The organism is Myxococcales bacterium (assembly GCA_016706225.1).
GTDB lineage: Bacteria > Myxococcota_A > Polyangia > Polyangiales > Polyangiaceae > JADJKB01.
In genome coordinates, this window is sequence record JADJKB010000021.1 from 847,512 (window position 1) to 873,145 (window position 25,634).

General features: G+C 66.8%; 22 protein-coding genes. 6 read left to right on the forward strand and 16 right to left on the reverse strand.

Annotated features, from left to right (window positions below; translation table 11 throughout):
• Genes IPI67_28470 through IPI67_28480 form a run of 3 tightly spaced genes read left to right on the forward strand, consistent with a single transcriptional unit; the run spans position 1 to position 3,163 of the window.
• Entirely contained in the window at positions 1-1,326 is a 1,326-nt protein-coding gene (locus IPI67_28470) for a hypothetical protein (protein MBK7584121.1), read from the forward strand.
• Positions 1,323-2,348, forward strand: coding sequence for a TauD/TfdA family dioxygenase (locus IPI67_28475; GenBank protein MBK7584122.1), 1,026 nt, complete (start codon positions 1,323-1,325; stop codon positions 2,346-2,348). The genes IPI67_28470 and IPI67_28475 overlap by 4 nt, the downstream gene beginning before the upstream one ends.
• Entirely contained in the window at positions 2,348-3,163 is an 816-nt protein-coding gene (locus IPI67_28480) for a hypothetical protein (protein MBK7584123.1), read from the forward strand. Before IPI67_28475 ends, IPI67_28480 begins: the two co-directional genes overlap by 1 nt.
• A 21-nt stretch (positions 3,164-3,184) precedes the next feature.
• On the opposite strand, the gene IPI67_28485 is transcribed toward IPI67_28480, so the two are convergent.
• The 11 genes from IPI67_28485 to IPI67_28535 form a co-directional block, all read right to left on the reverse strand.
• Positions 3,185-3,661 (reverse strand): hypothetical protein, encoded by a 477-nt coding sequence (locus tag IPI67_28485; GenBank protein MBK7584124.1) that lies wholly within the window; start codon positions 3,659-3,661, stop codon positions 3,185-3,187.
• Positions 3,662-3,935: 274 nt separating this feature from the next.
• Complete coding sequence (locus IPI67_28490) at positions 3,936-4,379, reverse strand: hypothetical protein (protein ID MBK7584125.1); 444 nt, start codon at positions 4,377-4,379, stop codon at positions 3,936-3,938.
• A 69-nt stretch (positions 4,380-4,448) separates the two neighbouring features.
• Positions 4,449-5,654: a DUF1501 domain-containing protein gene (locus tag IPI67_28495; GenBank protein MBK7584126.1), complete on the reverse strand. Its 1,206-nt coding sequence runs from the start codon at positions 5,652-5,654 to the stop codon at positions 4,449-4,451.
• A gap of 17 nt (positions 5,655-5,671) precedes the next feature.
• The gene (locus IPI67_28500; GenBank protein MBK7584127.1) at positions 5,672-7,234 is read right to left on the reverse strand and encodes a DUF1800 domain-containing protein; all 1,563 of its coding nucleotides are present in this window, start codon (positions 7,232-7,234) and stop codon (positions 5,672-5,674) included.
• Positions 7,235-7,287: 53 nt separating this feature from the next.
• Positions 7,288-8,868: a DUF2088 domain-containing protein gene (locus tag IPI67_28505; GenBank protein ID MBK7584128.1), complete on the reverse strand. Its 1,581-nt coding sequence runs from the start codon at positions 8,866-8,868 to the stop codon at positions 7,288-7,290.
• Positions 8,865-9,533: an HAD family hydrolase gene (locus IPI67_28510; protein ID MBK7584129.1), complete on the reverse strand. Its 669-nt coding sequence runs from the start codon at positions 9,531-9,533 to the stop codon at positions 8,865-8,867. Before IPI67_28510 ends, IPI67_28505 begins: the two co-directional genes overlap by 4 nt.
• A gap of 143 nt (positions 9,534-9,676) precedes the next feature.
• Positions 9,677-10,687, reverse strand: a complete 1,011-nt coding sequence (locus IPI67_28515) for an RNA polymerase subunit sigma-70 (GenBank protein ID MBK7584130.1) — start codon at positions 10,685-10,687, stop codon at positions 9,677-9,679.
• Between the two features lie 55 nt (positions 10,688-10,742).
• The gene (locus IPI67_28520; protein MBK7584131.1) at positions 10,743-11,195 is read right to left on the reverse strand and encodes an MAPEG family protein; all 453 of its coding nucleotides are present in this window, start codon (positions 11,193-11,195) and stop codon (positions 10,743-10,745) included.
• A gap of 141 nt (positions 11,196-11,336) precedes the next feature.
• Positions 11,337-13,019 (reverse strand): hypothetical protein, encoded by a 1,683-nt coding sequence (locus IPI67_28525; GenBank protein ID MBK7584132.1) that lies wholly within the window; start codon positions 13,017-13,019, stop codon positions 11,337-11,339.
• Between the two features lie 199 nt (positions 13,020-13,218).
• Positions 13,219-14,052 (reverse strand): galactose mutarotase, encoded by an 834-nt coding sequence (locus tag IPI67_28530; GenBank protein MBK7584133.1) that lies wholly within the window; start codon positions 14,050-14,052, stop codon positions 13,219-13,221.
• Positions 14,053-14,302: 250 nt separating this feature from the next.
• On the reverse strand, positions 14,303-15,661 hold the full coding sequence (locus IPI67_28535; protein MBK7584134.1) for a hypothetical protein: 1,359 nt from the start codon (positions 15,659-15,661) through the stop codon (positions 14,303-14,305).
• A gap of 382 nt (positions 15,662-16,043) precedes the next feature.
• Here IPI67_28535 and IPI67_28540 point away from each other — a divergent pair, with 382 nt between their 5' ends.
• Complete coding sequence (locus tag IPI67_28540; protein ID MBK7584135.1) at positions 16,044-17,642, forward strand: hypothetical protein; 1,599 nt, start codon at positions 16,044-16,046, stop codon at positions 17,640-17,642.
• A 257-nt stretch (positions 17,643-17,899) separates the two neighbouring features.
• Here IPI67_28540 and IPI67_28545 read toward each other — a convergent pair whose 3' ends face one another.
• Positions 17,900-18,721, reverse strand: coding sequence for a hypothetical protein (locus IPI67_28545; protein MBK7584136.1), 822 nt, complete (start codon positions 18,719-18,721; stop codon positions 17,900-17,902).
• Positions 18,722-18,814: 93 nt separating this feature from the next.
• On the reverse strand, positions 18,815-19,504 hold the full coding sequence (locus tag IPI67_28550) for an IS630 family transposase (GenBank protein ID MBK7584137.1): 690 nt from the start codon (positions 19,502-19,504) through the stop codon (positions 18,815-18,817).
• Between the two features lie 577 nt (positions 19,505-20,081).
• Here IPI67_28550 and IPI67_28555 point away from each other — a divergent pair.
• The gene (locus IPI67_28555; protein ID MBK7584138.1) at positions 20,082-21,206 is read left to right on the forward strand and encodes an HRDC domain-containing protein; all 1,125 of its coding nucleotides are present in this window, start codon (positions 20,082-20,084) and stop codon (positions 21,204-21,206) included.
• 109 nt (positions 21,207-21,315) lie between these two features.
• On the opposite strand, the gene IPI67_28560 is transcribed toward IPI67_28555, so the two are convergent.
• The 3 genes from IPI67_28560 to IPI67_28570 all read right to left on the reverse strand — a co-directional run bounded on the left by IPI67_28560 (position 21,316) and on the right by IPI67_28570 (position 24,466).
• A complete protein-coding gene (locus IPI67_28560) occupies positions 21,316-21,939 on the reverse strand; it encodes a hypothetical protein (protein MBK7584139.1) in 624 nt (207 codons plus the stop codon).
• A 45-nt stretch (positions 21,940-21,984) separates the two neighbouring features.
• Positions 21,985-22,953, reverse strand: a complete 969-nt coding sequence (locus IPI67_28565) for a deoxyhypusine synthase family protein (GenBank protein MBK7584140.1) — start codon at positions 22,951-22,953, stop codon at positions 21,985-21,987.
• Positions 22,954-23,122: 169 nt separating this feature from the next.
• Positions 23,123-24,466, reverse strand: coding sequence for an outer membrane protein transport protein (locus tag IPI67_28570; GenBank protein ID MBK7584141.1), 1,344 nt, complete (start codon positions 24,464-24,466; stop codon positions 23,123-23,125).
• Between the two features lie 179 nt (positions 24,467-24,645).
• Here IPI67_28570 and IPI67_28575 point away from each other — a divergent pair, with 179 nt between their 5' ends.
• Entirely contained in the window at positions 24,646-25,443 is a 798-nt protein-coding gene (locus IPI67_28575) for a hypothetical protein (GenBank protein ID MBK7584142.1), read from the forward strand.
• Positions 25,444-25,634: the final 191 nt, after the last annotated feature.

Here is a 25,634-nt window from a genome sequence, read left to right on the forward strand (position 1 = left end):
GTGGAGCGCGCGCCTCCGAGCGTCTTCGAGGTGCTCGATACGCTGGACGGAGCTGTGCGGCTCGAGCGGCCGAGCGCAACCCTGGACGGCTCCATTCCGCTCCGGGCCGCGCAGGCGTGCAGCCCCCTGCTCGACGGAAATCGCGCCGGCTTTCAGCTGCTCTTGCGAGAGCAGCTCTGGCTGACGAAGTCCCTCGGCCGGCCCGGACTGAGCAACCCACCGGAGCGCCTGCTGCGTTTGCTGCGCGGCAGTGTGCCGCGCTTCGTCGCCGAAGGGCTGTTGCCCAAGCACAGCCTCTGGCCGAAACGCATGGAACGGGGACTCGTCTGGCGCGAAGGCCGAGGCCCCCGCGTCGGGTTCTTCACCGGCCTGTTCGTGCGACCAAGACCCGGCTTCTGTCTGCGCATCGGTCACGCGGGCAACCGCAGAAACGTGCTGTTCGACGTGGAGGAGCGCTGGCTCACCGACACCGAGAACTTCGTCCCGCTGGTGCTGTCGCTGACCCCGAGCGAGGCCAACCCCTTCCCACTCCTCGTTCACGGCGAGCTCGCGACGCTCATGCCCTTTGTGTCGTGCGCGCGCCCGCGCGTAGTCGCGCTCGACCAAGCGCTCGACGTGGGTCGAGGCCACCTGGATTTCTTCGATGCCAAGTACTTCGAGCAGAAGAAGAAGGGTTCGACCCAGAAGTACAAACGCATGCGGGCGCAGACGAGTGAGCCCAAACCAGGGGAGAAGGGCGAGCTCCGATGTGTCTCCGCGGGGCCGGAGTGTTTGGTCCAGAGCACGAGCGTCGACCTCTTGACCGCGACGGGCGTCGAACGCGGAAACCCGCCGGTCGCTCGGCTGATCTTCCAGAACGCCGTCGCCTTCACGGCCAAGTTCGACGGACACAACACTCGCGTGGAACCGAATGCTTCCGCGCTCGAGGGCTTCGCCGACCGGACACGCGCGGCCTGGGCCTCCGCCTTCGACGCGGAAACCCTGGAGCGCCATCGCGGCGCAATCTGGTACTTCACCAAATACGTGACGCCGCATCAGGCAGGCGAGCCGCTCTTTTTCGTGAAACCTCCGGCGCTCGTGTCCACCGCGCCGGGTTGGTCGACATTGGTCGAGGGCTTCACTGGCAGCGGCTTCGAGGTGCTTCGCGGCGTGGTTGCCACGGATCAGTTCCACGCGCTGCCTGCCGTATTTCGCCTGAGCACTCCGGGTCGGCGGGTGCGGGTGCGCGCCGGAGCGCCGCTCGCGCAATTCATGCCCTTCCCGCGCTGGCTGCTGGATGCCACGCATGAACGGGTCGAGTGGGGCTACGCTCCGCGCAGCTCATGACGGTCGCGTTCCCGTTTTTCGGCGACCAGCCGAGTCGCGCGCGACTCCAGGAGTCCCTCGTCAGCTCCGGCTACGCCCTCTGCACACCCGACCCGCGTGCGTTCGAGCTGTCCTCCGGCGACCCGTGGGAGGCGGCCGCTTTCTTCCTGGGCGACACGCCGGAGATGGTCGAACGCCAGCCCATCGCCGCCGTGCCCTGGGGACGTTCTTTCGCGTCGACGTCCGGCGAGACACCGCTGCACACCGATAGCCAGCTGCTGTTGGGTGTGCCGCCTCAGCTCCAGTTCATGTTCTGTGTGCACGCCGTCGAAGGCGGCGACACGCTGCTGCTCGATAGCCATGCGCTGCTCGACGATATCGAGCGCGAGGCACCGGAGCTGTTCGCGCAGCTGTTCGACGTGCCGCGGCGCCTGCCTTTCGTGTTCGGCGACGTGCTCGGGCCCACGCTGTCGCTGCGCGGGGCGTCGGTGGTGTTCACCCACTCACCCCGCCCGCGAGCCGACGACACGATCGCCCTCGGCCTGAGGGCGTTCATCGCGCGAACGAGCCTGCTCCGGGTGCACCCTCGAGCTGGAGAGCTGCTCGTGGTCGACAACCACCGCATGCTGCACGGCCGCACGGCATTCAGCGACGAGAGCCGGCAGTTCACGCGCTTGCTGGTCTGGCCCACCCCACGACTACCCTACCGAGGCCGCTGGCTCGAGCGCTTGCGCGCCGCGACTGAACATCAGGCCCTGGTTCTGGCTCGGCTCTCGGCGCCAGCGCAGCGTCGGCTCGGGCTCGAAACGGAAGATGCAACGGGTGCCGCGCGCCTTCGCATCGTGCTCGAGATGCTGCGGGGTGTGCCCCCGGGTGTGCTCGCGCGGCGTTACGACGTTGCCGAGGCCACCCTGTACCTCTGGCGCGACAGCGTCGTCGCAGCCGGACGGACCGCGCTTGTGCGCGCTGACGAAGAAGAGGCGACGTCGGCCCGCGAGTTCGAGTACTACCTCGCGCGGCGGCCCGCCCCACGAGGACCCTGATGCTGGCGCTGCTCTTCGACCCCAAGTTCCGACCGCTCTTGCTGTTCGGAACCGCCTCCAACGTCTACAGCTTCGTGCTGGTGTTGCTGGCGCTCAAGCGTGGCGACTGGCTCACCGACCAACAGTTCTCGCTGACCAAGTTCTACGTGCTCATGGGCTGGGTCCCGCTTTCATTTCTGTCCCTCGCCCTCTTCATCAGTCCTCGCTACCTCGTCCTGTTCGTGGCGGCGGGCCTCCTGGGCATCGTCGGGGAGCTGATCGTATCCGTGGTCTGGCGCGGGTTTTTCAGGGAGCCGATCTGGACCTACAGTTATCATTCGGTGCTGTCCGGCTACACGAGCACCATCAACTTCCTGCCCTGGGCCGTCGGCGCGCTGCTGTTCTGTGAGACCCGGCGTGTGCTGCGCGGCTCCGTGGAGCCGGCGCTCTCACTCGATCGCCCGGTGATGGTCTGCGCCGCAGCCCTCACGCTCGGCATCGCTCTGGCCTGGCCGCTCCGCCGACTCACCAGCGCCCGGCATGGACGCTTCTCGAAGACCGCGTTCGCGGTCTTCTGCTTGCCCATCGCCCTAGCGGCCGGCGCGCTCTCGGCCTGGGTGAGCCTGCACTACCTCGGCATCATGGCCGCGTTCGCGCTGGTCGGTTTCGTGACGGAATACACCTACGGGCGCGGCATGAGCCTGTTCTTCGAGCGCGGTCTGTGGACCTACAACCACTGGAAGATCGATCACGGGCACACGAGCTTCGTGACGTTGCCGCTGTGGGCGCTCGGTGGCCTCTACTTTCACTTCATCGCAGGCTACGTCGGACTCTGACCGCGAAGCGCGCGACCGCGCTCACGGAGACAACAGGAACGGCGCCGTCGCCGCAAACAAGACGGTGAGTGTCACACATGCCGCCGCGACTGCGGACACCAGCAGCGCCCGCCTGGAGACGGCAGCTCGGGGCGTCTCCTCGATGGGCGGGGCCATACACCGCCCGAGCGCGCTCGCCGGTAGCAGGCGCCGCTCGAGAGGGAATACCAGCGTGGACTCCAGCGACGGCAGTCCGAGCTGAGCTTTGCGCGCAGGAAGCTCGGGGAAGGACTCGCGCACGGAGTCGAGCACCGGCACCACGCGCAAGCGCGTCTGGGCCTCCGACGCGAGCGGTTCGGCGAAGTCCGCCGCCTCGGTTGCCCGCACACCACTCCGCTCGGCGCGCCAGACCCGGGTTGCCTCCAGGTCGCTGGCAAGTGGCGGTTCGCTCTTGACCCAAGTGGGCGCGGCCTCATCGACCTCCCAAACGGCTCCGCCGATCACCGGTGCTGCAGTCATGTTCGTGGCTCCTGAATTCCTGTGGTGATTCCCGTTCTACGCACACACACCTACATGCAGCTCACGTGCCATCCCAGAAGTGCGAAAGTTCGACTGGGCGCAGCTGCGCCTCGGCAACGGCCTGCCCTGCGATTTCAGCCTGCGCGGGCCAGATCGGCGATCGGCGGTGTCAACAGACAGGGCTCGACAGCGCACCGCACCCGCACCAGCGCCAACGCCGTCTGCCAACCCACGGTTGCTTCGACCCCAACCGTCGACGGCAACACGGGCCTGACTACTTGCAAGCCTTCACGCAGTCGTCGAACGCCGCCTGGCACTTCGTCGGATCGGCGAAGCTTGGAAAGCCGCCGTCCTTCACGCTCGGCGTGAGACAGGCCTGCATCACGCCCTGACACTTCGCCGCGCAGTTGGCGCCCTTGGACGAGCCGCTGTCCGCGGCCGTGGCGCCCGCGTCACTCGGAGCGCTCGCGTCCGCCGTGGCCTTGGCCCCCGCGTCGGTCTGCTGCACCGTCGGCTGTTTGGTGGTGCCGGGAGCGGTCCCGGGGTCGTCTTTCGCCGGTTCGGCGCTGGGAGCGGGTTCCGCCGCGGCGGTGGGAGTCGGCGCAGGTTCGACGGTCGGCTCCATGCCCGCGTCGGTGGGCTCTTCTTTCTTGAACATCTTGCAAGCAAGGAGAGCAGACAGGACCACAATCAACACAGCAGAGGCACGAAGGCGCATGGGGGCGCGAGTATACGGTAAGCAGTCGCCGGACTGCGAGCCCGGCAAACTACGTCCACGAAACCCCGCTCAGCGCAGCAGCCCGAGGGGCGAAGGAGTGTAGTCGGGCGTGACGAGCGCCGCGTGCGGTGCGCCAAGGTGCCCTGTCGAGAGCTCCGCCAACACGTCGCGATAGTCGGTGGTCACCGCCAGGTCGCGCTTTTCGTGGCGCGACCCTTCGGCAAGACCAGGCCACTTGCCGTACACCTTGCCACCGCGCACCGGACCGCCCATCACGAGCATGGCCGAGCCGTGACCGTGATCGGTTCCCCCGGTACCATTCTCGGCCACCGTCCGACCGAACTCCGTCATGACGAGCACCACGACGTCTGCAAACCGCTCCCCGAGATCGGCGCGGAACTGAGCCAGACCCTTGCCGAGCCCGTCGAACAAACGCGGCAGTCTCCCGCTCTCGGAGTTGCCCTGTCCTTGGTGGGTGTCCCAGCCTCCAACGTCGATCCACGCGACCTCGAGCCCGACATCCGCGCGGATCAAGGCCGCGACCTCCGCGAGCGGTCGCGCCCCTTGGGGGTAGGTGCTCGCGTCGACGCTGCGATCGATGTCGCGAAGCCTGCGCGCGACGTCGAGGGCATTGTGCCCGGCGCGCGTGACCGGGTCGTCATTGTCGGCGTAGAGCGCCTCGAACCCGCGCGTCAGGCGCTCGTCCAGTTTCTTCGGCGCACGCAGCGCAAAACGATCGATGCGCTTCGCGCTCACGACGTCCAGATTGCCGCGCAGCGCGAGCGGTCGTTTGCTCGACAAGGCAACGACTCCGAGCGGAGCCCGGGCGCGACCGGTGCTCACGAGCGCGCGACCGAGCCAACCGTCGCGGACCGAACGCGCGCCGGGCATCGCGGTCTCGGCGTAGTCCTGCGCCTCGAAGTGTGAACGAGTCCCGTGCGGCGAACCGACCGCATGCACCAGCGCAAGCTCCCCGGCGCGGTAGGCGGGCACGAGCGGAGCGAGCCGCGGGTGCAGCCCGAAGTACCCATCCAGATCGATGGCGCCGCCGGTCTTTCCGGGCGCAGCGATGGCGATACCTCGGCGCGCCGAGTAATAACCCGCATCGCCGTGCGGGACTCCGAGGCTCAGCCCATCGAGCCCACCGCGCAGAAAAGCCACGACCAAGACCCGCTGGCGCTTCGCCGCAGGCGGGGCCTCCGCGAGCGCCACGCCGGGCCAGAGTGCGGCAAGACCCAAGCTCGAGGCCGAGAGCAGCAAAGAACGACGACCCATCTTCGACATTTTCGACCTCACTGACGCTGGTATTCCGGACTCCCGACGAGCAGAGCAACAACGATGGCGCGACGCGCTTCGGGATCATCGAGCCCCGCGACCGCGTTCTTCAGGGTTGCGACGGTGCGTTCACGAACCGGAGCTCCGAGCAAGAGCGCGCTGGCCCTCGGGACGAGCTCGTCGCCCTTTGCCGAGAGCACCTTCTCCAGATCCAGCTCGACGCCGGGCAACCGGCCCGCACCAAGCAGCGACGCATAGCTCATGCGCGACAAGAGCCCGCTCGTGTCCGCCCACTCGGACTCGGACTCGGGGTGACCGGTCGGCACACTCTCGAGCAAGACCGGCTCTCCCATGCGCTCGAGCACCTTGGCCAGCCCGAGCGAGCCGTCCGGGCGTGCTCCGAGCGCACGCGCCGAGCTCACCACGAGCTCCAACGGGGTCTTCAGCTTCTTGTTCTGCACACTCGTCTGCCAGAAGCTGTCGTGAAGCGCGATCGTGCGGAGCACACGTGCGATCTCGCCGTTCGACTCGCGATAGCTCCTCGTCGCGGCCTCCACACAGGCGGGCGGAGGCTCATCCGCCACGAAGCGAGCGCACAGCTTCGTGGCAATGTGCCGGGCCGTTGCCGGGTGTCTGGCCAGGAGCGAAAGCGCCCGCAGGCCCTCTTCTTCGCCGCCGCCGCCCGCGAAGTGCTGCCCGAGCAGCTCCTTCTCGCTGCCGTCGTGGGCACCAGGGCGGAACATGAAACCGAAGCCTCCTTCCTTCGGACGCCGCACGCTGAACCCCGTCAAGATCCGCGCGAGGGCGTCCACGTCGCCCTGTTTGTAGCCGCCGTCGACCCCCAGGGTGTGGAGCTCGAGCAGCTCCCGCGCGTAGTTCTCGTTCAGTCCACCGCGCGGCTCACCGCTCGCGTTCTCGCGGGGCGCGCGGCTCCGGGCGTTGTCCAGATACAGCAGCATCGCCGGGTGCCGCGCCGTCGCGACCAAGAGTTCTTCGAAGCGACCGAGCGCGTGCGGCCGGAGCGTGCGCTCGATGAAGTCCCCGGCAAAGATCCGCACCAACCCCTTGCGGCCGAAGACGTTGAAGTGATTCGTCCAGAAGTCGACCATCACCTCCTCGAGCTGCCGTTCACTCTGGATGTGACGCGTCAGCTCGGTGAGGGCGATGCGGGCCAGCTGATCCTTGGCGCGGTCCTTGATCTCTTTTCGGATCTCGCCGTCTCGCATGGCACCGTCCTGCCAGTCGCCGCCCAACCAGCGAGCTACCAGCGCCTCGGGCGCCTCCATCGCGGACCGGTAGGGGGTGAGCGCCTGCTCCAGGGCCGGATCGGGCGCCCGTGGTCCGAGCTGCGCGTCGAGCCAGGCGACCGCCCCAAGCTTCACGACCTGTTCGACCTCACCGGGCTTCGGCCCGAACGCAAAACGATTGAGCAGGTGGCGGCCCTCTCCCGCGCTCAGCTGGCGTTCCACGGCGGGTTTCGCCACGACGGGCCGAAGCATCGCCACCGGCGGCGTGCGCGCGCAGGCGCCCACCAGCGCAAACACAGACCCGACGAGCAGCGAACGCCCCAATTTGTGCATGCCCCGCCGATGCCGGGGCTCGGGCGGTCGTTAAACGAAAAATCCTGGAGCCGTCACAGGGAGACGTCCGCCATGACGATGGGCGGCACGTGCAAACAGGCGATGTCCAAGCTCTTATTGTCCTCGCCCCGAGCCCGGTACAGGGCCTCGTCCATGCTCGAAGCGGTCTCGTAGCCGAGTAGCTTTGGGATGTACTCGTTGTCGGCGCCGACCACGATCACCCGGCCGATGTGCTGACGCCCGTTTTCGCCCCAGTACCACATGAAAAAGGCGTGGGCCGGGTGGTAGGCGTGGCCGGTGCGGTACATCTGGATGAATGCCGGGTCTTCCGCGAACTTCTTCTCGAAGCGTTTGTGGAGCTCCACCGCGTCGCGCGTCTCCGGCAGGAGTCGGTGCACGAAGTCGATGTACGGCGCGTGCTGCTCGTGATCGAACTTGTCGGTGCACGGATGCGTGATGATGAGCGTGCCGCCCTTCTTCAAGAGCGGCGCCCCCCGATAGAAGTTGAACAGGTACCCCTGCGCCTGCACGCTGACCAGCAGCGGATTCAGGAAGGCGTGCACGTTGTACGGGCCAATGTACGGGATCCCGCAGACCAGGACGTCGGCCTGCCCTTGCACCGGCACCAGGTACTGTTCGTAACAGCGCTCGAGGGTCTTCTCGTGGACCGCCTCGGTCTCACCCGCCCAGACGCCGGTCACACCATACGGCGCCGGGAAACGATCGAAGATGGCCTGGCGCGCCGCCTGCGGCAGGCGCCCGGTGGTCGCGACCAGGCCCTTGAGCATGGCGCGCTCACGCCCGTCGAGGTCGTCCTCGTTCTTGGCCAAGAACTCGAGCGGGCGGTCGAACATCCGGTTGTTGATGGTGGTCTCGACGGTGAACACGTTCAGCTTGGTGTTGGCTAGCCGCCCCATGCGCGTGACGCGCGTCGCAAGCTCACTCTTCTTCGGATCCATGTAGCTGTCGCAGCTACGAATGGTCTCCGGGTTGTGGTGCGACGCCAGGCTGCGATAGGTGGTGAGCCCACACATCAGCGACTTGTGCCCGCCGTCCATCGGCACGAAGTTCAGGTTCACGTACACGATCAGGTCGCTCTCGACGGCGCGGCGGTTCATCTCGATGACCTCGCCGTGTTCGGTGGTCGCGACCTCCACCATGGTGTCTTTGTCTTCGGCGTCGTGGTTGTAGAGGCGGTCCGGCCAGTAGGCTTCGAACACACGGTCGCCGACCATGTGCCGCACCTCGTTAGCCTTCATTTTCCGGTGAATGCCGGTGGCAACGATGATTTCGATGTCGTCGACGCCGTGATCGGCGCACAGGGCGAGCACGATCTCGAGCACCCGCTCGCGCACGTCGGGACGGCGCATGGGCGGCAGGGGCAACGAGATGTCATCGACGGCGATGGTGAGCTTCATGCCGGGCCGCAGCTTGGCGTAGAGCGGATCGGAGCCGAGGGGGTGGTTGATGGCGTAACGGATCGCGGCGTCCACGTCCCGGAGCGGGCTGATGGGCGGCTTCGGGTAGATACAGCGGGTGCCCTTGGGCAGATCCGCCTCGACCAACTTGTCTCCGGCGAACAGCACGCGGGGCGCGCTGTCTTTTTCCAGGGTCACCAGGCAGGGGTGATTCATGACGAAACTCTCAGGTCGAAGCTCGGCCAGCTGTAGGCTTTGGCCAGAAGCTTGAGCCGCGGATCGGGGTTCACCGCGGCGGGGTGTCCGACCACGCTCAACATGGGCAGGTCGGAGTAGCTGTCGCTGAAGGCGTAGCAGTCGTCGAGATCGTGGCCGTGACGGCGGGCGTGCTCGCGGATCAAGCGGGCCTTCTCGGGGCCCGCGACCACGGGCTTTTCGAGCTTTCCCGTCGCGTAGCCCTCCTTCATCTCGAGGCGGTTGGCGATCACCTCGTGCGCGCCCAGGTGATCGGCCAGGCGTTTGGCGATGAAGTCGAGCGCTCCGGAGATCAGGACGACGACGTGACCACTGTCGACGTTCTGGCGCACGAGATCGCGGGCCGCCGGGAACACGGAGGGGCGCAGCACCTTCTCGAAGACCTCCTCCGCCAGGAGCACCAGGCGATCCTCACTCATGCCCTCGTACGAGCTGTAGAGCAGCTCGTTGAAGGTGCGCCGATCCGCCATCTCGGCGACGCCCATGGCGGGCGCCTTGAACAGCGCACGCCCGAAGCGCAGCGCCGTCTGGACCGGGGTGCCCTGGTTCAAGAGGTAGAACAAGGTCGGGTGCACGAGGTTCGTGCTGACCAGTGTTCCGTCGACGTCGAAATAACTTGCGGCCAAGGGGCGCGAAAGCTTCCGCGACGCGGCTTCGCTGTCAAGCGCAGCGACTTGCGACGCGGCGCCTGAGCCGCGCTCAGCGCTGTGCGACCGTGCGATTCTCGGTCGATTCGGCCAGCTCGAGCTCCGAAGCGCTACGCCGTTGTTCAGGGCAGCGCGTCCGGCAGTCCAAAGCGTTCCAGCTGCGTCGCGTCGAGGAATGCGTCGACGGCGATGAGCTCGCCGCTCTCGACTTCGAGCACGTGCAGCGAGTGGCCGCGCAACACACCATCCTCTGCCGCGACGTAGAGCGCCACGGCGGGCGCGCCATTGGCCACGGTGAGCAAGACGCGTCGCTCGCCCAGCGTCCTCACCATGAGCTCGAAGAAGCGACCGATGTCGTCCCGACCCTGGTACCAGGTGGGGATGGGCGGCATGCGCATGACCGCGTTCTCGTGCAGCACTCGAACCAGCGCCGCACCGTCACCGCTCTCCCAGGCACGCACGTACGCGGCCAGCGTGCGTTGGACATCTGCGTCTGTGGTCGGGTCGGGGCCACGCTGATTCACACCTGCGCGTCGCTGCTCGGCCGTGGCCCGGGCGCGCTGCAGCGCGCTGTTCACGGCAGCGACAGTCACATCGAGCAGCTCGGCGACGTCCGCTGCGGAGAAGCCGAGCACGTCGCGGGCGAGGAGGACCGCGCGCTGGAGCGGCGGCAGCTCTTGCAGGGCAACCAGGAACGCGATGCCCACGCTCTCGCGCGCGGTGTACTGCGCGTCGGGTCCGGGAGCTTCGACCTGCCAGAGTGTCTCGGGACACGGCTCGAGCCAGATGGGCTCGAAGCGCGGCGCCGCCAGCGGCGCGAGCGGGGTCGAAGCGGCCTCGACCTGTGACGGAACCGTGCGCGCTCGCCGCTCTTTCACGAAGTCGAGGCAGCTGTGAGTCGCGATCTTGTAGAGCCAGGTGCGCAGCGACGCCCGCCCCTCGAAGCCTTCGATGCCACGCCAGGCGCGGAGCAGGCATTCTTGCAGGGCGTCGTCGGCGTCGGTCATCGAGGCTGTCATGCGGTAGCAGTGGGCTCGGAGCTCGGCCTGGTAGGGCGCGACGAGCTCGCGAAAGCCCGCCGCGTCGCCCGCCTGCGCGGCCCGCTTCACGTGGGTCACTTCATCGGCGCTCACGGGTCGAGCATACGACAGGTCCATTTCTCACCGCGTCACTCGAGCGCATCTCCCGTCATGCTGCGGTAATCAGCGCGTAGCCGAGGTAAAGGAGCATGCCGAGCTGAACCAGCGCGCCGATCCCAAAACTGGCCGTGCGCCACGGCTGAGCGCTGGTCACATAGGCGACGCTGTGGCTGAGGCGGGCGAAGACAAAGACGCCGAAGATCGCAACCGCCAGGCCGAACGAGATCGAAGTCAGGGTCAACAGGTAGCCGGTGATCAGGAACAGCGGGATGTTCTCCAGCGCGTTGCGGTGGGCCCGCCGGTAGCGCGCGGTCTTTTCGTTGCCGGCCTCGAACACGACCGTGGCCTGCTTGTTCAGCTTCTTGTCCTCCGGGTTCACCACCTCGACGGCGGTGGCTCGGGTCAGGGCCGTGTTGTTGGCCAGTACCAGGAGGTTCAGCCCCAGTACGACGGCGGAGCTCAGGTAGGCTTGAAACACGTGGTTTTCGCTGATCGGGTTCATGACTTCTCCGGGTTCTCTGCGGCGCCAGTTGCCGCTCGGAGATACAGACTGGTCCCCCGACCAAAACTCATCGGTCGCGGAGAAAAAAGACGAAGCCAGTCCGAAATCCAGGGAAAAGCCGAGCCCGTGGCAGTGCCGTGTCTACCGCTTCGTGAAGCGCGCCATCCAATACGCCACACGAAAGTCCACACCCGACAGCAGCTCCGAGCCGTCCGACGGCGAGTCGACCGCGTAGGGGTTGCTCCGCCAGTGGTAGTTGCTCGGCGGGCGAGTCCGCATGGGCAGCGGCTCCGCGGCTACCAGTTCGTCCCCACGGCCCACGTATCCGAGCAGCACCAGCGCGCTGCCGTCGTCGGCCACACACTTTCCTGCAGCAATTTCCCCGGCGTCGCAGTTCACGCGGACGGGGGCGAAGTACGGGGGCGGCTCGAATTCCGCCAGGGACTGCAGCGCGCGAGCGAGGGCAGCCTGGTCCACGGCAGCGCTCGGTCCCGCGAAGGCACTCGTGCCAGAGACGGCCGCCACGTAGCCGAGATCGAAGAAACTCTGCTTCTGCTCGAGCGGCTGTCGGGTCTGGCCGGGGCGGTCGTACAGGGCAACTTGGACCGCCTCCCGTGCGACGGAGCGCACGTCTTCGTCGCACAAGTAGCGGACGGCGAGCCAGCCGCCCAAGAACGCCATGTTGTACGACGAGTAGTTCGACTTCACCCCGAGGTCGACGCCCAGCATGTTGTCCCGCGCGATCGTGTGCAGAGCGCGCTCGCGGATCAGGTTCTTCTCCAGATACGCGTTCAGCGTTGGGTCCTCGGAGACATATGCCAGCGCCGCGACGCTGCCGAGGGCAAGCAGACCGTTGAAGCCATTCTGCGCGCCATCGACGTACAGTCGATCGATGGAGTTCTCGTTCAGGATACCGTGATAGGTGCGGCGACCGTCCGGGTCTTTGAGCTCCAGGTCGTATCCTTGCGCGCCCACTTCCATCAGGGCCCGCCCGATGGCGCTGGCGTCGGCTTGCAGTCGCGCCTTCTTGTCCTTGGCGAAGGCCGGGTCGTCGTGGATGGCCTCCCAGGCGGACGCGTAGCCGAACACCCAACCGGAGAACATGTCCCGACTGCACGAGTCCTCCCAGATCGTGTCCGGGTATGTTCCGCCGGAGTTGTCCGCACGCCAGGTTCCATTGTCCTTTTCGATGGGCAGCGCTGCGCCGTTTTCGTCGAACAGTGGAGTGGTCTCGACCCCGGCGCTCCCCGCCAGCTCCTTCTGCATGAAACCCCGAGCAACTCCGCCCGGGATCCCGGTGATGGCCGTCACCTTGTGGAGTACCTCGAGATCCGCGGCCAGGTACTGCCGCGCCCGTTCGATGTCCGCACACTCGGCGCCCTGGTCTCGGAGTGTCGCGTAGCGAAATGCGTCCGCGGCGATGCCCGCGCCGGCGTACATGCCGGCTGTCTTGCCGAACCCGTCGACGACACTGGGCACGGAGCGGCCCGCAAACGCCTCGAAGTCCCAGCCGTGACCCGCCACGAAGTCCGCGATGAGCTTGCGTTCCTCGACGCGCGTGACGGCCACCGACAGATCCGCCGTCACGTCCGTGCCGTAGGCGTTGAGACCGTGGAACTGTCGCTCGAGCCGCGTGGCGTGCTCCGCCAGCGCCGCGTCGAACGGCAACTCACCGGGCCCCGCAGCCAGGCCACGCCACTCGTAGCTGTTCTTGCCACAGGCCACCGTCTTTGCTCCCAGCGTTCTGCAACGAAAGGCAGCCTCGGTGGGGTCTGCTTCACCCGTACAAGCGGGGCCGACGATGGCCGCGAGGACAAGGGCCACGGAGCGCTCGTAGTTCACAGAACCAATTTCCCACGAACGGCAAACGCGAGGAACCGCGCCTGAAAGCTGAGCGTACAACCTCGACAAACGCGAGGTTTCACCGCCCACAAATCCAGAGCCAGATGCCGGACGCGCCCGGGAGCGCCCAGCGTGTGAGACACCGGTCGGCTACCCAGTGCGCCGGGCGCGGCACCCAGGATCACGAGTGAACGAGCTCGATCTCCATATGCAGCTCCCGCGCCCCACCCGGCGGGACCACGAGCATGTCCGGCTCGCGGTTGAGGGCGTCGGCGCCGGCGCTCCACGGCTCCAGGCACACGAAGTCCTTCCCGGCTAGCGTCCAGATCACCCAGCGCTGATACTCGCGCGAGCCACGCACCTCGATGCGGCTGCCATCGGCCAGCTGGAGCGAGGCTTCGTTGCCGCCATGATCGTGAAGGTGCAAGTCCACCTCCGGGGCACCGAGGGCGATCGGCCCAGCGAGCTTCATCTCCAGCTTGGACACGTTGTCGAACGCAGTGGTGGCCCGCGTCGGCACTGAGCAGAGCGGCTTGTCGGCGTCGGCGACCTGGAAGTATGGGTGGAAGCCCATCGCAAACGGCAGCGCTTCGGCATCGGTGTTCTCGAGCCGCTGCTCGATGCGCAGACAGGCTCCGCTGAGGACGTAGCGGTGGCGCAGGACGAAACTCCAGGGATAGGCTGCGAGCGTCGCGTCATCCGACCGCAGCTCGATGGTCACCTCGGATTCGCGCTGGTCGAGCACCCGCCACGGGCGGTTTCTGGCGATTCCATGTTGTCTCATTGCGCCCGACCGCCCATGCCATGTGAAGCGATCCCCGGTCAGCGGCCCCGGGCTCGGGAACAACACCGGCACACCGCCGCGCACGTTCTTGCGCGGATCGAGCAGGGTGCTCTCGTCCATGAACAGGACGGGGCGTCCCGCGACCTCGAAGCGCGTGACCAGGCCGCCGCGCTCCGGCGCCAGCCAGGCCCGCGAGTCGCCGGCCCCGAAGCTTACGATCTCGAGCGCCATCTCGGGTCGTATCCTAGAACACCGATCAGCTTCGTGTTCTAGGACCTTTACGTTGGGGCTGCGCCCCAAACCCCCGGCCTTCGGCCGTGCGCGCTCCGCGCGCGAGCGCCGAACACCTTGCAAGTCCCGGAAAACAAACGACGTTCAACCTGTTCGGCGCTCTAGCGCAGGTTCGCACCCCCATCGCCGACGAAGACCGCACGGACGTGACGCGGCGAGACGCCAAGTTGCAATTAAAGAGGGAAGGGCGCTACTGCGCGAGAAACAGGCTGCCGGTGATCTGCGTGAAGTTGATGCTGGGCAGCAGCAACAGCGCGGGTTGGTCCGGGCGCGCGGCGATGGGGTGCCAGAAGGTCCCCAGGGTCGGTGTGCCCGCGTTGATGTCGTGCGGACTGCCCAGGCGTTTTCCCTCGGCGTCCAGGAGCTGCACGAACGCATCTTCGGTCTTCCAGGCGTGGAAGCTCAGGGCGAACGTCTGGGTGGACGCTGACCAGGCGAGCCGGGGCGCGCCGGCGCCCTCGCTGGGGTCCGCCAGCAGGAGGCCGTTCCCGAGCACCTGGCCGTCGAAATCGATCCAGCTGCCGAATATCTTCTCCTCCCGCATCCACACCACGAACCACGCCTGTTTGCACGGCTGCCAAGCAACAGCCGCCGGGTCGTAGACGTGGTCGCCGTAGCGCGCGAGCTCGATCGGCCCGCCGATGGGCTGACCGGCTCCATCCACGACTCGTGCCCGATATCCTGAGTCCAGCTGCGGCGTGAGCTCATAGTCGCCCCAGGCGACCAGGAAACGACCCTTTCCTCCCGACCCGGCGGTGACAGCCCCAACCTGCCACAGGCTCGAGCCGCCGAGGCGCACCTCGGGGCCGACCGTGCCGTCCGCTTTCACCGTGCGCCCGAACACCCGCCTGCCGTCCGGTGTCGTCTTCTCTTCGCGATCGTCGGACCAGCTGACGAAGAACGCTTTGGCGCCCGAGTCCCACGCACCACTCGGCGTGAACTCGTGTTGACCGGGAAGCTGAGTGATGGAGAAACTAGGACCGTCCTCGGTGATTTCTCCGCCGCTCCCGAGCTTCAGGAACTGACCCATCACCTCCCGTGCAGCGTCGCCGGTCTGACGGGTGTCCTCGAGCAACGCGAGGATCCTCGGATTGTCGCCCTCGGAGCGCACGATCTCGCGTTCGAGGGAGTCGGTGGTGGGCAATGCGGGGTCGGCCAGCTCGAGCTCGGGCCCAGCCTCCAACGTGCTGCCGTTCCAGCGCACCGTCATGGCTCGAGTACGGAATCCACCGCTCGCATTCACCGAGCCGAACAGCACCACGTAGCGTTCGCTGGGTGGATCCCAGAGCAAGACCGATGCGCGCAGATTACCTTGCGCCAGCGCCTGCCCCAGCACCTTCGCTGCGTACGTGCCCGGCGGCGGGGTCGAACAGCTCGAGCCGCCCGCGCCGCCGGTATCACTGCCGCCGCTTCCACCCGCTATGCCTCCGCTCGCTCCGGTCCCGCCCCCCGAGCTCACGCCGCCGCTGTTCGACGCGACCCCCGCTTCGTTACTGCCACAGGCGGAGCCCAGCAATGGCAGAGCAACGGCGAAGGCCAAACGACGCATCGCGGAAGAATACGGGATGATCTCGGGGTGTCGAGCGGTAGCTGAACACCGGCGCGAACCCGCGGTGTCCGAAAACTGGTCCGCGCAAATCAAGCCGCATCCCGGCGGTAGTAGCGGAGCGTTCCGAGCCGCTCCCGACATCAAATCGTCCCCGCGTCGTTCGAGTTTGCGGGCGGTGGGGTTGCGGTTGAAGCCCTCGACCCGATCGCAATTCGCAGCCTGCGCGCTTCGGAGCGATTGAGCTCGCTTGCCAGATGCCAACCCCGGGTTTCCCGGCAACTGCGGGTTGGCACCCCGACATCGCAAGCACGGCGTTTCCCCGGGCAATCCGCGAGTGGTGTCTCCGCGGCGCGACGGCATCCCCCTTGCTCCGTGCTCAGGCGTGAATCCGAGCTCGTCGACGCGCCGTGGTCTTTGCTCCATCAGCGTTGGAACATTCCTGATTTGCGCGACGGCAGCCTGCGGCGCGCCGAGCCCGGACCCGACATCGACGGACGGGCCGCCCGGCGAACAGGTCGCCCAGAGCTCGCAGGCGATCCTTAGTAGCGACGTGATCGCGCGGGCACAGTCGTGGGTCGACGCCCAGGTTCCGTATTGCCAGGCCGCCAACCACGGTTGGGACGCGGCCTGCGGCCAGACCTGCAACCGCACCGGGGCCGCGGCGAACCCGGCCTGGGATCCCTACCGCAGTGATTGTTCCGGGTTCGTGTCGTGGGCTTGGGGTCTGCCGCCGCCCGGCCTGGTTGTCACCGGCTTGGCCAAGCCGTCGGTCAGCGCGGCAATCAACGCGGTCGACCTGCAGCCGGGTGACGCGCTCTACGCCAGCGACCACTCGCACACCTTCTTGTTCGCGGGTTGGGCCACCCCCCACTCGAAGATGCACATCATGGCCGAAAGCGACTGCGGCAAGGTCGCAGAAGCCAAGGACTACAGCGTCTCCTCGATCAGCGGCAGCACCGTCCACTTCTCGTGGGGCACGTACACCGCGGCTCGCTACAACTCGATCAGCTTCGCGCCCCCGTCGTGCGATCGCAGCGACGGCAAATTCACGTTCAGTTGCGACGGAGCGGAGCCGAACCTGCACTGCGTCAACGTCGATGAACCGGCCGACCCCGACGCCTGGAGCGACAACTACTTCTGCAGCGCCAAGGACCTCGGGATGCAGTGGTCGAGCTCGGGCCCGATCGCCGGCATGGATTGCACCAACGTGTACGAAGCCGCAGATCCCGAAGCCGCGGCCTGGAGCGACGACTACCTGTGCGTTCCACCGCAGAGCCCGGTCGCACTGAGTTATTCCAGCGCCGGACCCCTGGCGGGCAAGAGCTGCGTGCAGTGGAACGAGCCCGCGGATCTCGGCCAATCGTGGAGCGACAACTACCTCTGCTCGGAGCCCGTCTACACGTTCTCTGCGGGCGGCTTCAGCTTCGGCAGCGCGGGACCCTTCGACGGCAAGAGCTGCGTCAACCTCGACGAGCCGGCCGACCCCGACACCTGGAGCGACAATTACTTCTGCTCCGACGCCGACCTCGGCATGCAGTGGTCGCACGCGGGGCCGATCGACGGCATGGATTGCACGAACGTGACCGAGTCCGCCGACGAGCAGGCGGACGCCTGGAGCGACAATTACCTGTGTCTGCCCAAGGCCTCCGGCTACCAATTCAGCTGGAGCTCTGCGGGCCCGATCGTCGGCAAGAGCTGCGTGCGCTGGTTCGACCACGCGGAAAAATCCGACACCTGGCTCGACAACTGGCTGTGCGTCGAGCAGCTGGCGCCCCCGACTCCACCGGGGAGCGGAGGCAGCGGCCCGCTCTTGGGCGAGCCCGTCGCATTCGGCGGCGCGGCGAGCACGTCGTCGCACCAAAACGCGCCGGTGCACGCCGGTCTCGACACCGGGTGCGCGCTCGGACCACGGCCGGGGCAAACTCCCTGGGCGGTCCTCCTGGCCCTCTCCGCGCTCGCGCTGCGGCGGCGACGCGACTAGCGGGTGGTCGGAGAGCGCGGGCCTCACCGCCTGGCTTGCCCGAGGCGCGTCACTCCTCGACGGTCGCGGTGAACATCTCTGAAATCTTGGCGCGCCCCAGTGGGCTTCGAGGAAGGTTCTCCAGGACGTTCACTTGCCGCGCTCCGGAGCTGGCTCGATGCCATGGTCGGCCAGGATGTGCTTGGTGCTGCTTCGCCCGAGCTCGTGTCCCAGGTTTCGCATTGCTCCCCGAATCGCACCATCGCCGAAGAATACGCTCATTTCCGGCCGGCGACCGCTCGATTCCCGGTCGCTTCGGGCAGCTCGAGCTCGGAGCTGATGCGCGCGAGCGCACGTCTGGCTTCCGCGCGCACGTCGCGGCCGAGCTCGCGGCCGAGGCGCTCGCGGGTGTCGGACTTGAGCCGCGCCGCGATCGGCGCGGACGTGACGTCGTTCTTCACCACCATCAGGCTCTGGCACAAGGCCGCCCCCGACTTGGCGTCGTGTACCGCAAACCAAGCGACCAGCGTGCCGGGCATCCACTCCCAGCGACTGCGATCCATTCGGAACACTCGCTCCGCCCCGTAGTGCTCGGTGATGTGGAATACACCAACGAAGCGCCGCTTGGCGAGGCTCTCGACTTCGTCGGTGAGCGCTGCGCTGGGCGTCTGCCCGGGCGCTGCGAGGGCCAGGTCGTCGCGCAGCGCGTGGAGCTTGGGTTGGGTCAACGCGTCCGTCAGATCGAGGGCAAGCAGTCGCTTTTTTTCGAAGCGCGCATCGTGGACCGCGAGCACCAGCGTGCGCGCGTCGGCGGGGAGCCCGGCAAAACGCTCAGCGTCACACTTCTCGTCCCGGGTCGCGCGAAAGGCCGACCAGTCCTTGTTGATCCACGCGCTGAGGGTCTCCGTCAGCTTCGGGTCCGTGGTCTTCACCGGGCTTGGCGCGGGCGCGAGCTCGGCGGGCGGAGGCGGCGCGCGCCGTTCGTCACACCCGACGAGCGAGAGCAGACCAGAGCTCAGCCAGAGCACGAGACCAAAACGAGGCACACCTGGGTTCAAGCAAAGCTGAGGCGCCTGGGCCAAGAATCGGGCGCGGGCCAAGAATCGGGCACCGGCAGATGGGGCGTGGGCGAAGCGGACCTGAGGGCCTAAATGACCGATCGCAATTCGCGTAGCGATTTGCGATCGGCTGCGTCAGGCCGCCCGCCGCAGCGCGAGGCCGCGAGTGTGGCGACGGTTGAAGTCATTGAGGAAGCGTCGGACATGGCGCATCAACTCGGGAAGTGTGACGCAGCGATGGTTCCTGGTGACATTGGCGTGGAGGTCGAGCCAAACGCGCTCGATGCGGTTGGCGTCCGGGCAGTAGGGAGGCAGGAAGTGTAGCTGGATCTTGTCGGCGAAGTGAGCGAGGACCTCGCGTGTGACCTTGCTGCTGTGGATGACGTAGTTGTCGACGATGAGGTGGATGGTGCGGGCTTGCGGGTTCTGCTCCACCAAGCGCCAGAGGAGCTTGCAGAAAAGCCAGCTCGCCTTGCTCTCGGCGTCGACCCAGACGAGCTGGCCGGTTCGGGCGTCGAGAGCGCCGGCGATGTAGGCCTTATGGTTCTTGCCCGGCGTGACCACCCGGCGTTGGACCCCGGGGAGCATCCAGTCGCGGCCGATTTTCGGGTTGAGGTGGATGTCGACCTCATCGCAGTAGAAGACGGGCTGCCGGGCAGATGCGGTCTCCGCCAGGCGCCGAAGCGCGCGAAGGCGGTGCTCGCGCTTGGCCTTGCGCCAGGGGCAGAGCACGATGGGCTTTGGGGCGCCGAGTCGCGCCCCGATCGCGCGCAGTGCGCGGCCCATGGTGCAAACGGCAATGCGGCCGAAGCCGCGCCGCTCCAACTCGAGACAGAGCAGCTCGCGGGTCCAGCTGGGACGTTCCCAGCCAAGTCGAGGGGAACGCGCTCGAGCACCCGCCAGAGCTCGTCGCGGAAGTCAGCATCGACCTTGGGCGCCCCGTTTCCCTTTGCGCTGGTCGTAGAGGCCGAAGATGCCCTGCTCGGAGAATCGATTCGCGGCCTTGACGACGGTCGAAACGGCAAGGTCGAGCGCACGAGCAACCGCGACGGTGCGCTGACCGCAGAGCAGCTTGTAAACGGCCTGAAATCGCAGGGGCTGTGGCGGGGTCGCCACTGCTGCGCCCGATGTGTAGCAATCGTCGTCGTTCGTGTCGCGGCAAACGCGGTAAGATGCCCACGGGAACCTCCGATGTTGGTTGTCTTGCAACTCCGTCATCGTCGATGGTTCCCAACTTTTCAATCCATCCCACGACGTTTTCCCCCCTGAGGCCGCGCAGCGGCCGATTTGGGGGGGAAGCCCGCGCGCAGGCGCAGCCGAGCACGGGCGTGGGGGGGCAACTTCAACTCCTAACAGCCGTCCGCGATCGACAATCGCGACCGGTCATTTAGACTGCCACGCGATGCACGTCGTTGATTCCGAGACCGAGCTTCGCACGGTTGCCGCGAGCTTGGCTGAGGCCCAAACGCTCTATCTGGACACCGAGTTCGACTCGACTCGCGACGGAAAGACGCTGTGTCTGTTGCAGCTCTCCGGCGGCGAGCAAGTTCACCTGATCGACACACTTCGGCTTTCGTCCCTCGAACCACTCCGCGGTGTGCTCGCAGATCCCGCGCGGGCGTGGGTGCTGCACGCCGGCTCGCAGGACGTAGAGCTGTTGGCGCTGCGCTTCGACCTGAAGGCACCACCGAGAGTCTTCGACACGCAGGTGGCCTGGGCGCTGACGAGCGTCGAGCACAGCGTCTCACTCTCGTACCTCAAATTTCGCCTGCTCGACCTGCGCAGTGGCAAGTCGCACCAGGCAGACGACTGGAAGCGTCGCCCCCTGCCCGCCGCGCAGCTCGCCTACGCGGCCGCCGACATCGAGGAGCTGCCTGCGCTCCACAACGCACTCTGCGACCGCCTGCGCGAAAGATCACGCGGGGAGCTGGTGTTCGAGGCCAGTCGCGAGCTCATCTGGCCAGTCCGGGACGAACCCGAGCCGATGTCGCTCGAGAGCTTCCGCAACGCCTGGCAACTCGACGCGCGCAGTCAGGCCGCACTGCGGTATCTGGTCGACTGGTACAACAACCTGTCACCCCGCGATCAAGGCTTCGCGCCCGAAGCAAAGACTCTGCTCGCCATCGCGGGCCGACTGCCCGGGTCCCTCGATGATCTCGCGCGCATCAAGGGCGTGAACCGGCGCTTCGCCGACCATCATGGCGCCGACCTGGTCAAAGGCACGCGCAGCGCCGCCGCGAGCGCCGACACTGCGGGCTTCGTGCCCATCGATCCGCCGCCCTACGCCACCGAACGGGAAATCTTGCTCGACGGCTGGCTCTCGCTGGCGCGTGCACAGCTCTCGACGGACCTCTGTGTTGCGCCGGAGCTGGTGTTCCCGGGGCGGCTGATGCGCCGGCTGAAGGCGCGCGTGGTCGAGACCGGCGAGCTGGCGAGCGCGGGCGAGCTGTTCGAGGGATGGCGGCGACAGCTGCTCGCCGATGCGTTCGCCGAGTTCGCCGCGTTCGCCGTGAGACACGGGCGGTGACGGCGGCGCGCACGACGACGGATGAGCCAACGAGTTCAACAGCGGGCTGATCGCTGGCGTTGCGGTCGTCGGCGCGCACGCTGCGGCCTTGACAAGCTCAAGGTCAAGGTCAGGGCGTGCAGGTGGCGAGCGATGACGTACCGAAGGAACAATCCGAGGTGACTCCACCCAGCATCTCGAGCTGCGTCGGAGAACAGCCCTGCAGATTGGCCGAGTAAAAGGTCCCCGTATTGTTCGCACAAGGTCCGAGCGCAGATCCCGTGAGGGGCTTGCCGGCACAGCCGCTGGCGGAGAACAAAAGGCACTTGTAGGTCGCTGGCGCGCAGTATTGCACTTGACCGCCCGCGATAACGAGCGAGGCACAGGGATCCGCACCCGTCCCACCCATGCCACCGCCTCCACCACCAAAAACACCGCCGGCGCCGCCGGTCAGTGCGCCGCCCGTACCCCCGCTCGCCCCGACTCCGCCGGTTGCGGCTCCGCCGGCCCCGCCACCGCCACCCAGCGCCGCGCCAAATCCACCGCCACCCGGCGCCGAGCCGCTTGTACCCCCCACGCCGCCGCTGGCACCCCCTCCATTCCCCGCGCTGCCCCCGGGACCCATCCCGCCGGTCCCCGTCGCGCCTCCGCCCGCAGAGCTGCCTCCGGTCCCGCCACCGCTCCCATGGTTATTCGTCGTCGAGCTACACGCGAAGCAGACGACCGAGCACCCGAGCGCGACGGCGATCCTCATTGCCACACGAATTTCCGCCGGTTCTACGGGCGGGGCAACTCGATTTCACAAGTTCAACAAATAAGCGGCGATCAGCGGGAACACGATCGTTGCGTCGCTCTCGATGACAAAGCGCGGGGTGTCGACCTCCAGCTTGCCCCAGCTGATCTTCTCGTTCGGCACGGCGCCGCTGTAGCTGCCGTACGACGTCGTCGAGTCGCTGATCTGACAGAAGTAACCCCAGTAGGGGCACTTCTCCTGCAGGTCCTGGTGGATCAGCGGCACGACGCAGATCGGGAAGTCGCCGGCGATGCCGCCGCCGATCTGGAAAAATCCGATGCTGGCGCGGGCGCTCTCCTCCCGGTACCAGTCGATCAGCGTGCGCATCTGCTCCAGGCCGCTCTTGATGGTGATCGCACTCTTGAGGTCGCCCCGCACCACCGACGCCACGAACATGTTGCCGAGCGTCGAGTCCTCGTAACCCGGGACCCAGATCGGCAGGTTCTTCTCACAGGCGGCCAGGAGCCAGCTGTCCTTCGGGTCGATCTCGAAGTCCGGCTCCAGCTTCTTGCTGCGAAGCAGCCGGTAGAAGAACTCGTGGGGAAACAGCCGCTCCCCCTTCTTGTCGGACTCGCTCCACAGCTCGAGCATGTGTCGCTCGATCTTGCGCATCGCCTCACCCTCGGGGATGCAGGTGTCCGTCACGCGATTCAGGCCCTGGTCCTCGAGCGCCTTCTCGTCTGCGGCGCTGAGCATCCGGTAGTTCGGGATGCGCTTGTAGCTGTTGTGCGCGACCAAGTTGAAGACGTCTTCCTCGAGGTTGGCGCCGGTGCACACGATGGCGTGGACCTTTCCTTTGCGGATCAGCTCCGCGACCGAAATTCCGAGCTCCGCCGTGCTCATGGCCCCCGCGAGCGTGAGCAGCATCTTGCCGCCCTTGCCCAGGTGTTCTTCCCAGGCGCGGGCGGCGTCGATCACGACGGCCGCGTTGAAGTGACGGTAGTTGTGGACGATGAAATCGCGTACGGCTCCCATGACCCTAGGAGGAACAGCAAAGCTCGCGCGGCCTGTCAAGCGGAGTGGGCGACGAGAGCCCGACGGAGCCGTGCATCTGCCCGCTTTCCGCCCACATCGCGGCCGCGTCGCGGGCCGCGGAATCTTTCGAACAGCAAGCAGCTGGCAGCGAGAAACACTCGCGTATTTTTCAGAACGCGATGTCGAAGTTGACGTTCACGACGCCTACCGCCTGTTTGTACTTGCCGCCCGCATCCGGGTTCGGGACGGCCTTGCTGGGCTCGGTGAGTGTGCTCTTGCCGGTGGTATCCCGCGGCAAGTAGATGATCTGGGTATACGAGAGCGAGCCGAAAATCTTCTCGGCCAGCTGGTAACGCCCCCCCGCCGAGACCGAGATGGAGTTCCAGTCGGGCAGCGCCGGCTCGAGAGTGCTGTCGGGCACAGCGTTCGATGCGTAACCCGCGCCACCGTAGACCTCGAGGGGCTTGGTCACCCATTTGCTCACGCCCGCGCGCACCCCGAAGGTGTCCTTCCAGCTGCGGTCTTGATCGAGCAAATACTGGTCATTCTCCGTGTTTTTCACGACGTGGCGATCGAGCACACTCCAGCGCGTGTAGTCCCCGAACAATCGCAGCTCCAGATCATCGGCGGGCCGGTACCGGCCGCCCAGACGGATCACGTCGGGGATCTCGTGCTCGAGCGTGGCCTTCACGTCGCTCTCGCTATAGGTACCGTTGGCGTTCACCAGCAACGTCCGCTGGCTACCCTTCAGCTTCTTCATGCCGGTGAGGTTGGGGCGCGACTGATACGATGCTCCGACCCAGAGCTGTTTCGGCATGGCCTCGTACATGGCCCCGACACCGAGACTCCAGTCCACACCCGTCGTGTGCAGGTACGCGCGCCCCTCGGTGTCCGGATCGTTGCCGCCCGAAGTGGTCTTTGCGCGGATCGTGTCGACGGTGCTCAAGATCAGGTTGCCCGACACGCCAATCGACAGACGCGCGGGCACGATGTGGTACGCCGCGGCGAGCGTGATGAACGAAGAGCGTATGATGCCCTCCATCACGTACCAGCGGTTCACGCCATCGTAGGGTCCCGCATAGCTCGGGTCGTCCTTGAAGTCGTCGTTCTTGTCCCACACACTCTGACCGCCGTACGGCACGTAGAAGCCCGCGCCGAGCGCGAGATCCCCGAGCTTCGTGGTCACGCCGATCATGGGCGACGCAAGCACGTTGAAGAGCTTGCCCGTGCCGTCGTTGGCGCCGGGTATCGTGCCGTCGTCGGTGCCGGTGAGCTCGTGGTTGTAGCTGGTCTTGCGCCACGCCAAGGAGACATCGGCGAAGACGTGAGTGTCCTCGCTCATGCCGATCCCCGCGGGGTTGTAGAAAATGGCGGTGGCGTTGGTCGTGGTTGGGTGACCGTGCTCACCGCCGAAGCGGGCCACGGAAATTCCCGCCGCGCGGGCGTCACGCGACCCCACCAGGCACAACGCCAACGTCCCTCCCAGAACCAAGCCGAGCCGTGCGGGCCTCATGCGGGGGTTCTACACCAGCTGTGAGGGTCGAGGCGACCCGATACCACCCATCGCGGACCCAAAACCCTTTCCGACGCTTGACGCCCCCGAGGTTCGGCTCGTATGGAAAGGGGGCTCGGGGGGACCGCCAAGGCGGTCAGTCAGCTCGAGCGACCGTCCCGAACCTTTCAGAGCCCACGATGCCGTCCAAGCGCACGCTCCTGGCACTGTCGTTGCCACTATTCCTGGTCACCGGCTGCCCGGACGCCGAGGGCCAATACGACGAGTTCAAGGATCGCTTCACCGAACTGCATCCCGGGAGTGGTGGCGCTTCTGGCGCGGCGGGCGCCGCAGGCTCCCCGGGAGACGCGTCGGTGTGTACCGCACCGGCGCCGGGGGAGATCGACGGCGAGTATCTCTTCACGCTGGCTGCCGTCCTCGACAGCTCGAAGCCAATCCTTTTTCTGGCCAAGGTCACGACCGAAGACAAGGGCGGGGCCACGGCCATGCGCTGGAACCTGCAGGGTCTCTTGTGGAGTGATCGAAAGACGCTCGTTGGCACTCCTTTCGACATTCCGGCGGCGGGCGACAGCTTCGCGCTGGGGGCCGACGGGACATTCGACGCGAAGCTCCCTCCGCTCAGCGTGGTCGGCGAGGCCAACCCATTCTCGCACTCGCCCATCACCGCCGAGGTGACACTCAAAGGGAAGTTCTGCGGGGCGCAGACCGTCTTCTGCGGTATCGCCGAGGGTGACGTGACCAAGCCGGTCCCAATCCCGCTCGGAGGTTCGACCTGGACCCTCGAGAAGGCTCCAGCCGGAGCGTTTCCCGAACCACCGAAGCTCAATTGCAAGAGTCAGCTCGCAACCCCGCTCTGTTGTGTCGACGTCCCCGCGACCTGCGGCGACGAGGCCGCCGCGGTGACGGCGCACTGCGCTGACCCGAAGGCTTGCTGCAAGCCAAACGCCGCGAAGTGCACCGACGTTCTGGGTTGTTAGTCCCCGCAGTCTGAGCCCGCGGATTCACGCTGAAAGCGCACCTGCGCCAGCGCTGACGCGGTGCGCCCTCGTGGCCAGACGCAAACAATCCGCCGAGCTTCCCCGCATTTCCTCACATTGACGTACAGATTTCGCGTGTGCGTCCCCGGACTCTGAGTCATGGTTCCGGAGCCCAACGGGCCGTCGGGTGA

Coding starts and splice junctions, on each gene's coding strand:
- IPI67_28475 (MBK7584122.1), top strand. CDS start 1,323: ATGACGGTCGCGTTCCCGTTTTTCGGCGACCAGCCGAGTCGCGCGCGA.
- IPI67_28480 (MBK7584123.1), top strand. CDS start 2,348: ATGCTGGCGCTGCTCTTCGACCCCAAGTTCCGACCGCTCTTGCTGTTC.
- IPI67_28485 (MBK7584124.1), bottom strand. CDS start 3,661: ATGACTGCAGCACCGGTGATCGGCGGAGCCGTTTGGGAGGTCGATGAG.
- IPI67_28490 (MBK7584125.1), bottom strand. CDS start 4,379: ATGCGCCTTCGTGCCTCTGCTGTGTTGATTGTGGTCCTGTCTGCTCTC.
- IPI67_28495 (MBK7584126.1), bottom strand. CDS start 5,654: ATGGGTCGTCGTTCTTTGCTGCTCTCGGCCTCGAGCTTGGGTCTTGCC.
- IPI67_28500 (MBK7584127.1), bottom strand. CDS start 7,234: ATGCACAAATTGGGGCGTTCGCTGCTCGTCGGGTCTGTGTTTGCGCTG.
- IPI67_28505 (MBK7584128.1), bottom strand. CDS start 8,868: ATGAATCACCCCTGCCTGGTGACCCTGGAAAAAGACAGCGCGCCCCGC.
- IPI67_28520 (MBK7584131.1), bottom strand. CDS start 11,195: ATGAACCCGATCAGCGAAAACCACGTGTTTCAAGCCTACCTGAGCTCC.
- IPI67_28530 (MBK7584133.1), bottom strand. CDS start 14,052: ATGGCGCTCGAGATCGTAAGCTTCGGGGCCGGCGACTCGCGGGCCTGG.
- IPI67_28535 (MBK7584134.1), bottom strand. CDS start 15,661: ATGCGTCGTTTGGCCTTCGCCGTTGCTCTGCCATTGCTGGGCTCCGCC.
- IPI67_28555 (MBK7584138.1), top strand. CDS start 20,082: ATGCACGTCGTTGATTCCGAGACCGAGCTTCGCACGGTTGCCGCGAGC.
- IPI67_28560 (MBK7584139.1), bottom strand. CDS start 21,939: ATGAGGATCGCCGTCGCGCTCGGGTGCTCGGTCGTCTGCTTCGCGTGT.
- IPI67_28565 (MBK7584140.1), bottom strand. CDS start 22,953: ATGGGAGCCGTACGCGATTTCATCGTCCACAACTACCGTCACTTCAAC.
- IPI67_28570 (MBK7584141.1), bottom strand. CDS start 24,466: ATGAGGCCCGCACGGCTCGGCTTGGTTCTGGGAGGGACGTTGGCGTTG.
- IPI67_28575 (MBK7584142.1), top strand. CDS start 24,646: ATGCCGTCCAAGCGCACGCTCCTGGCACTGTCGTTGCCACTATTCCTG.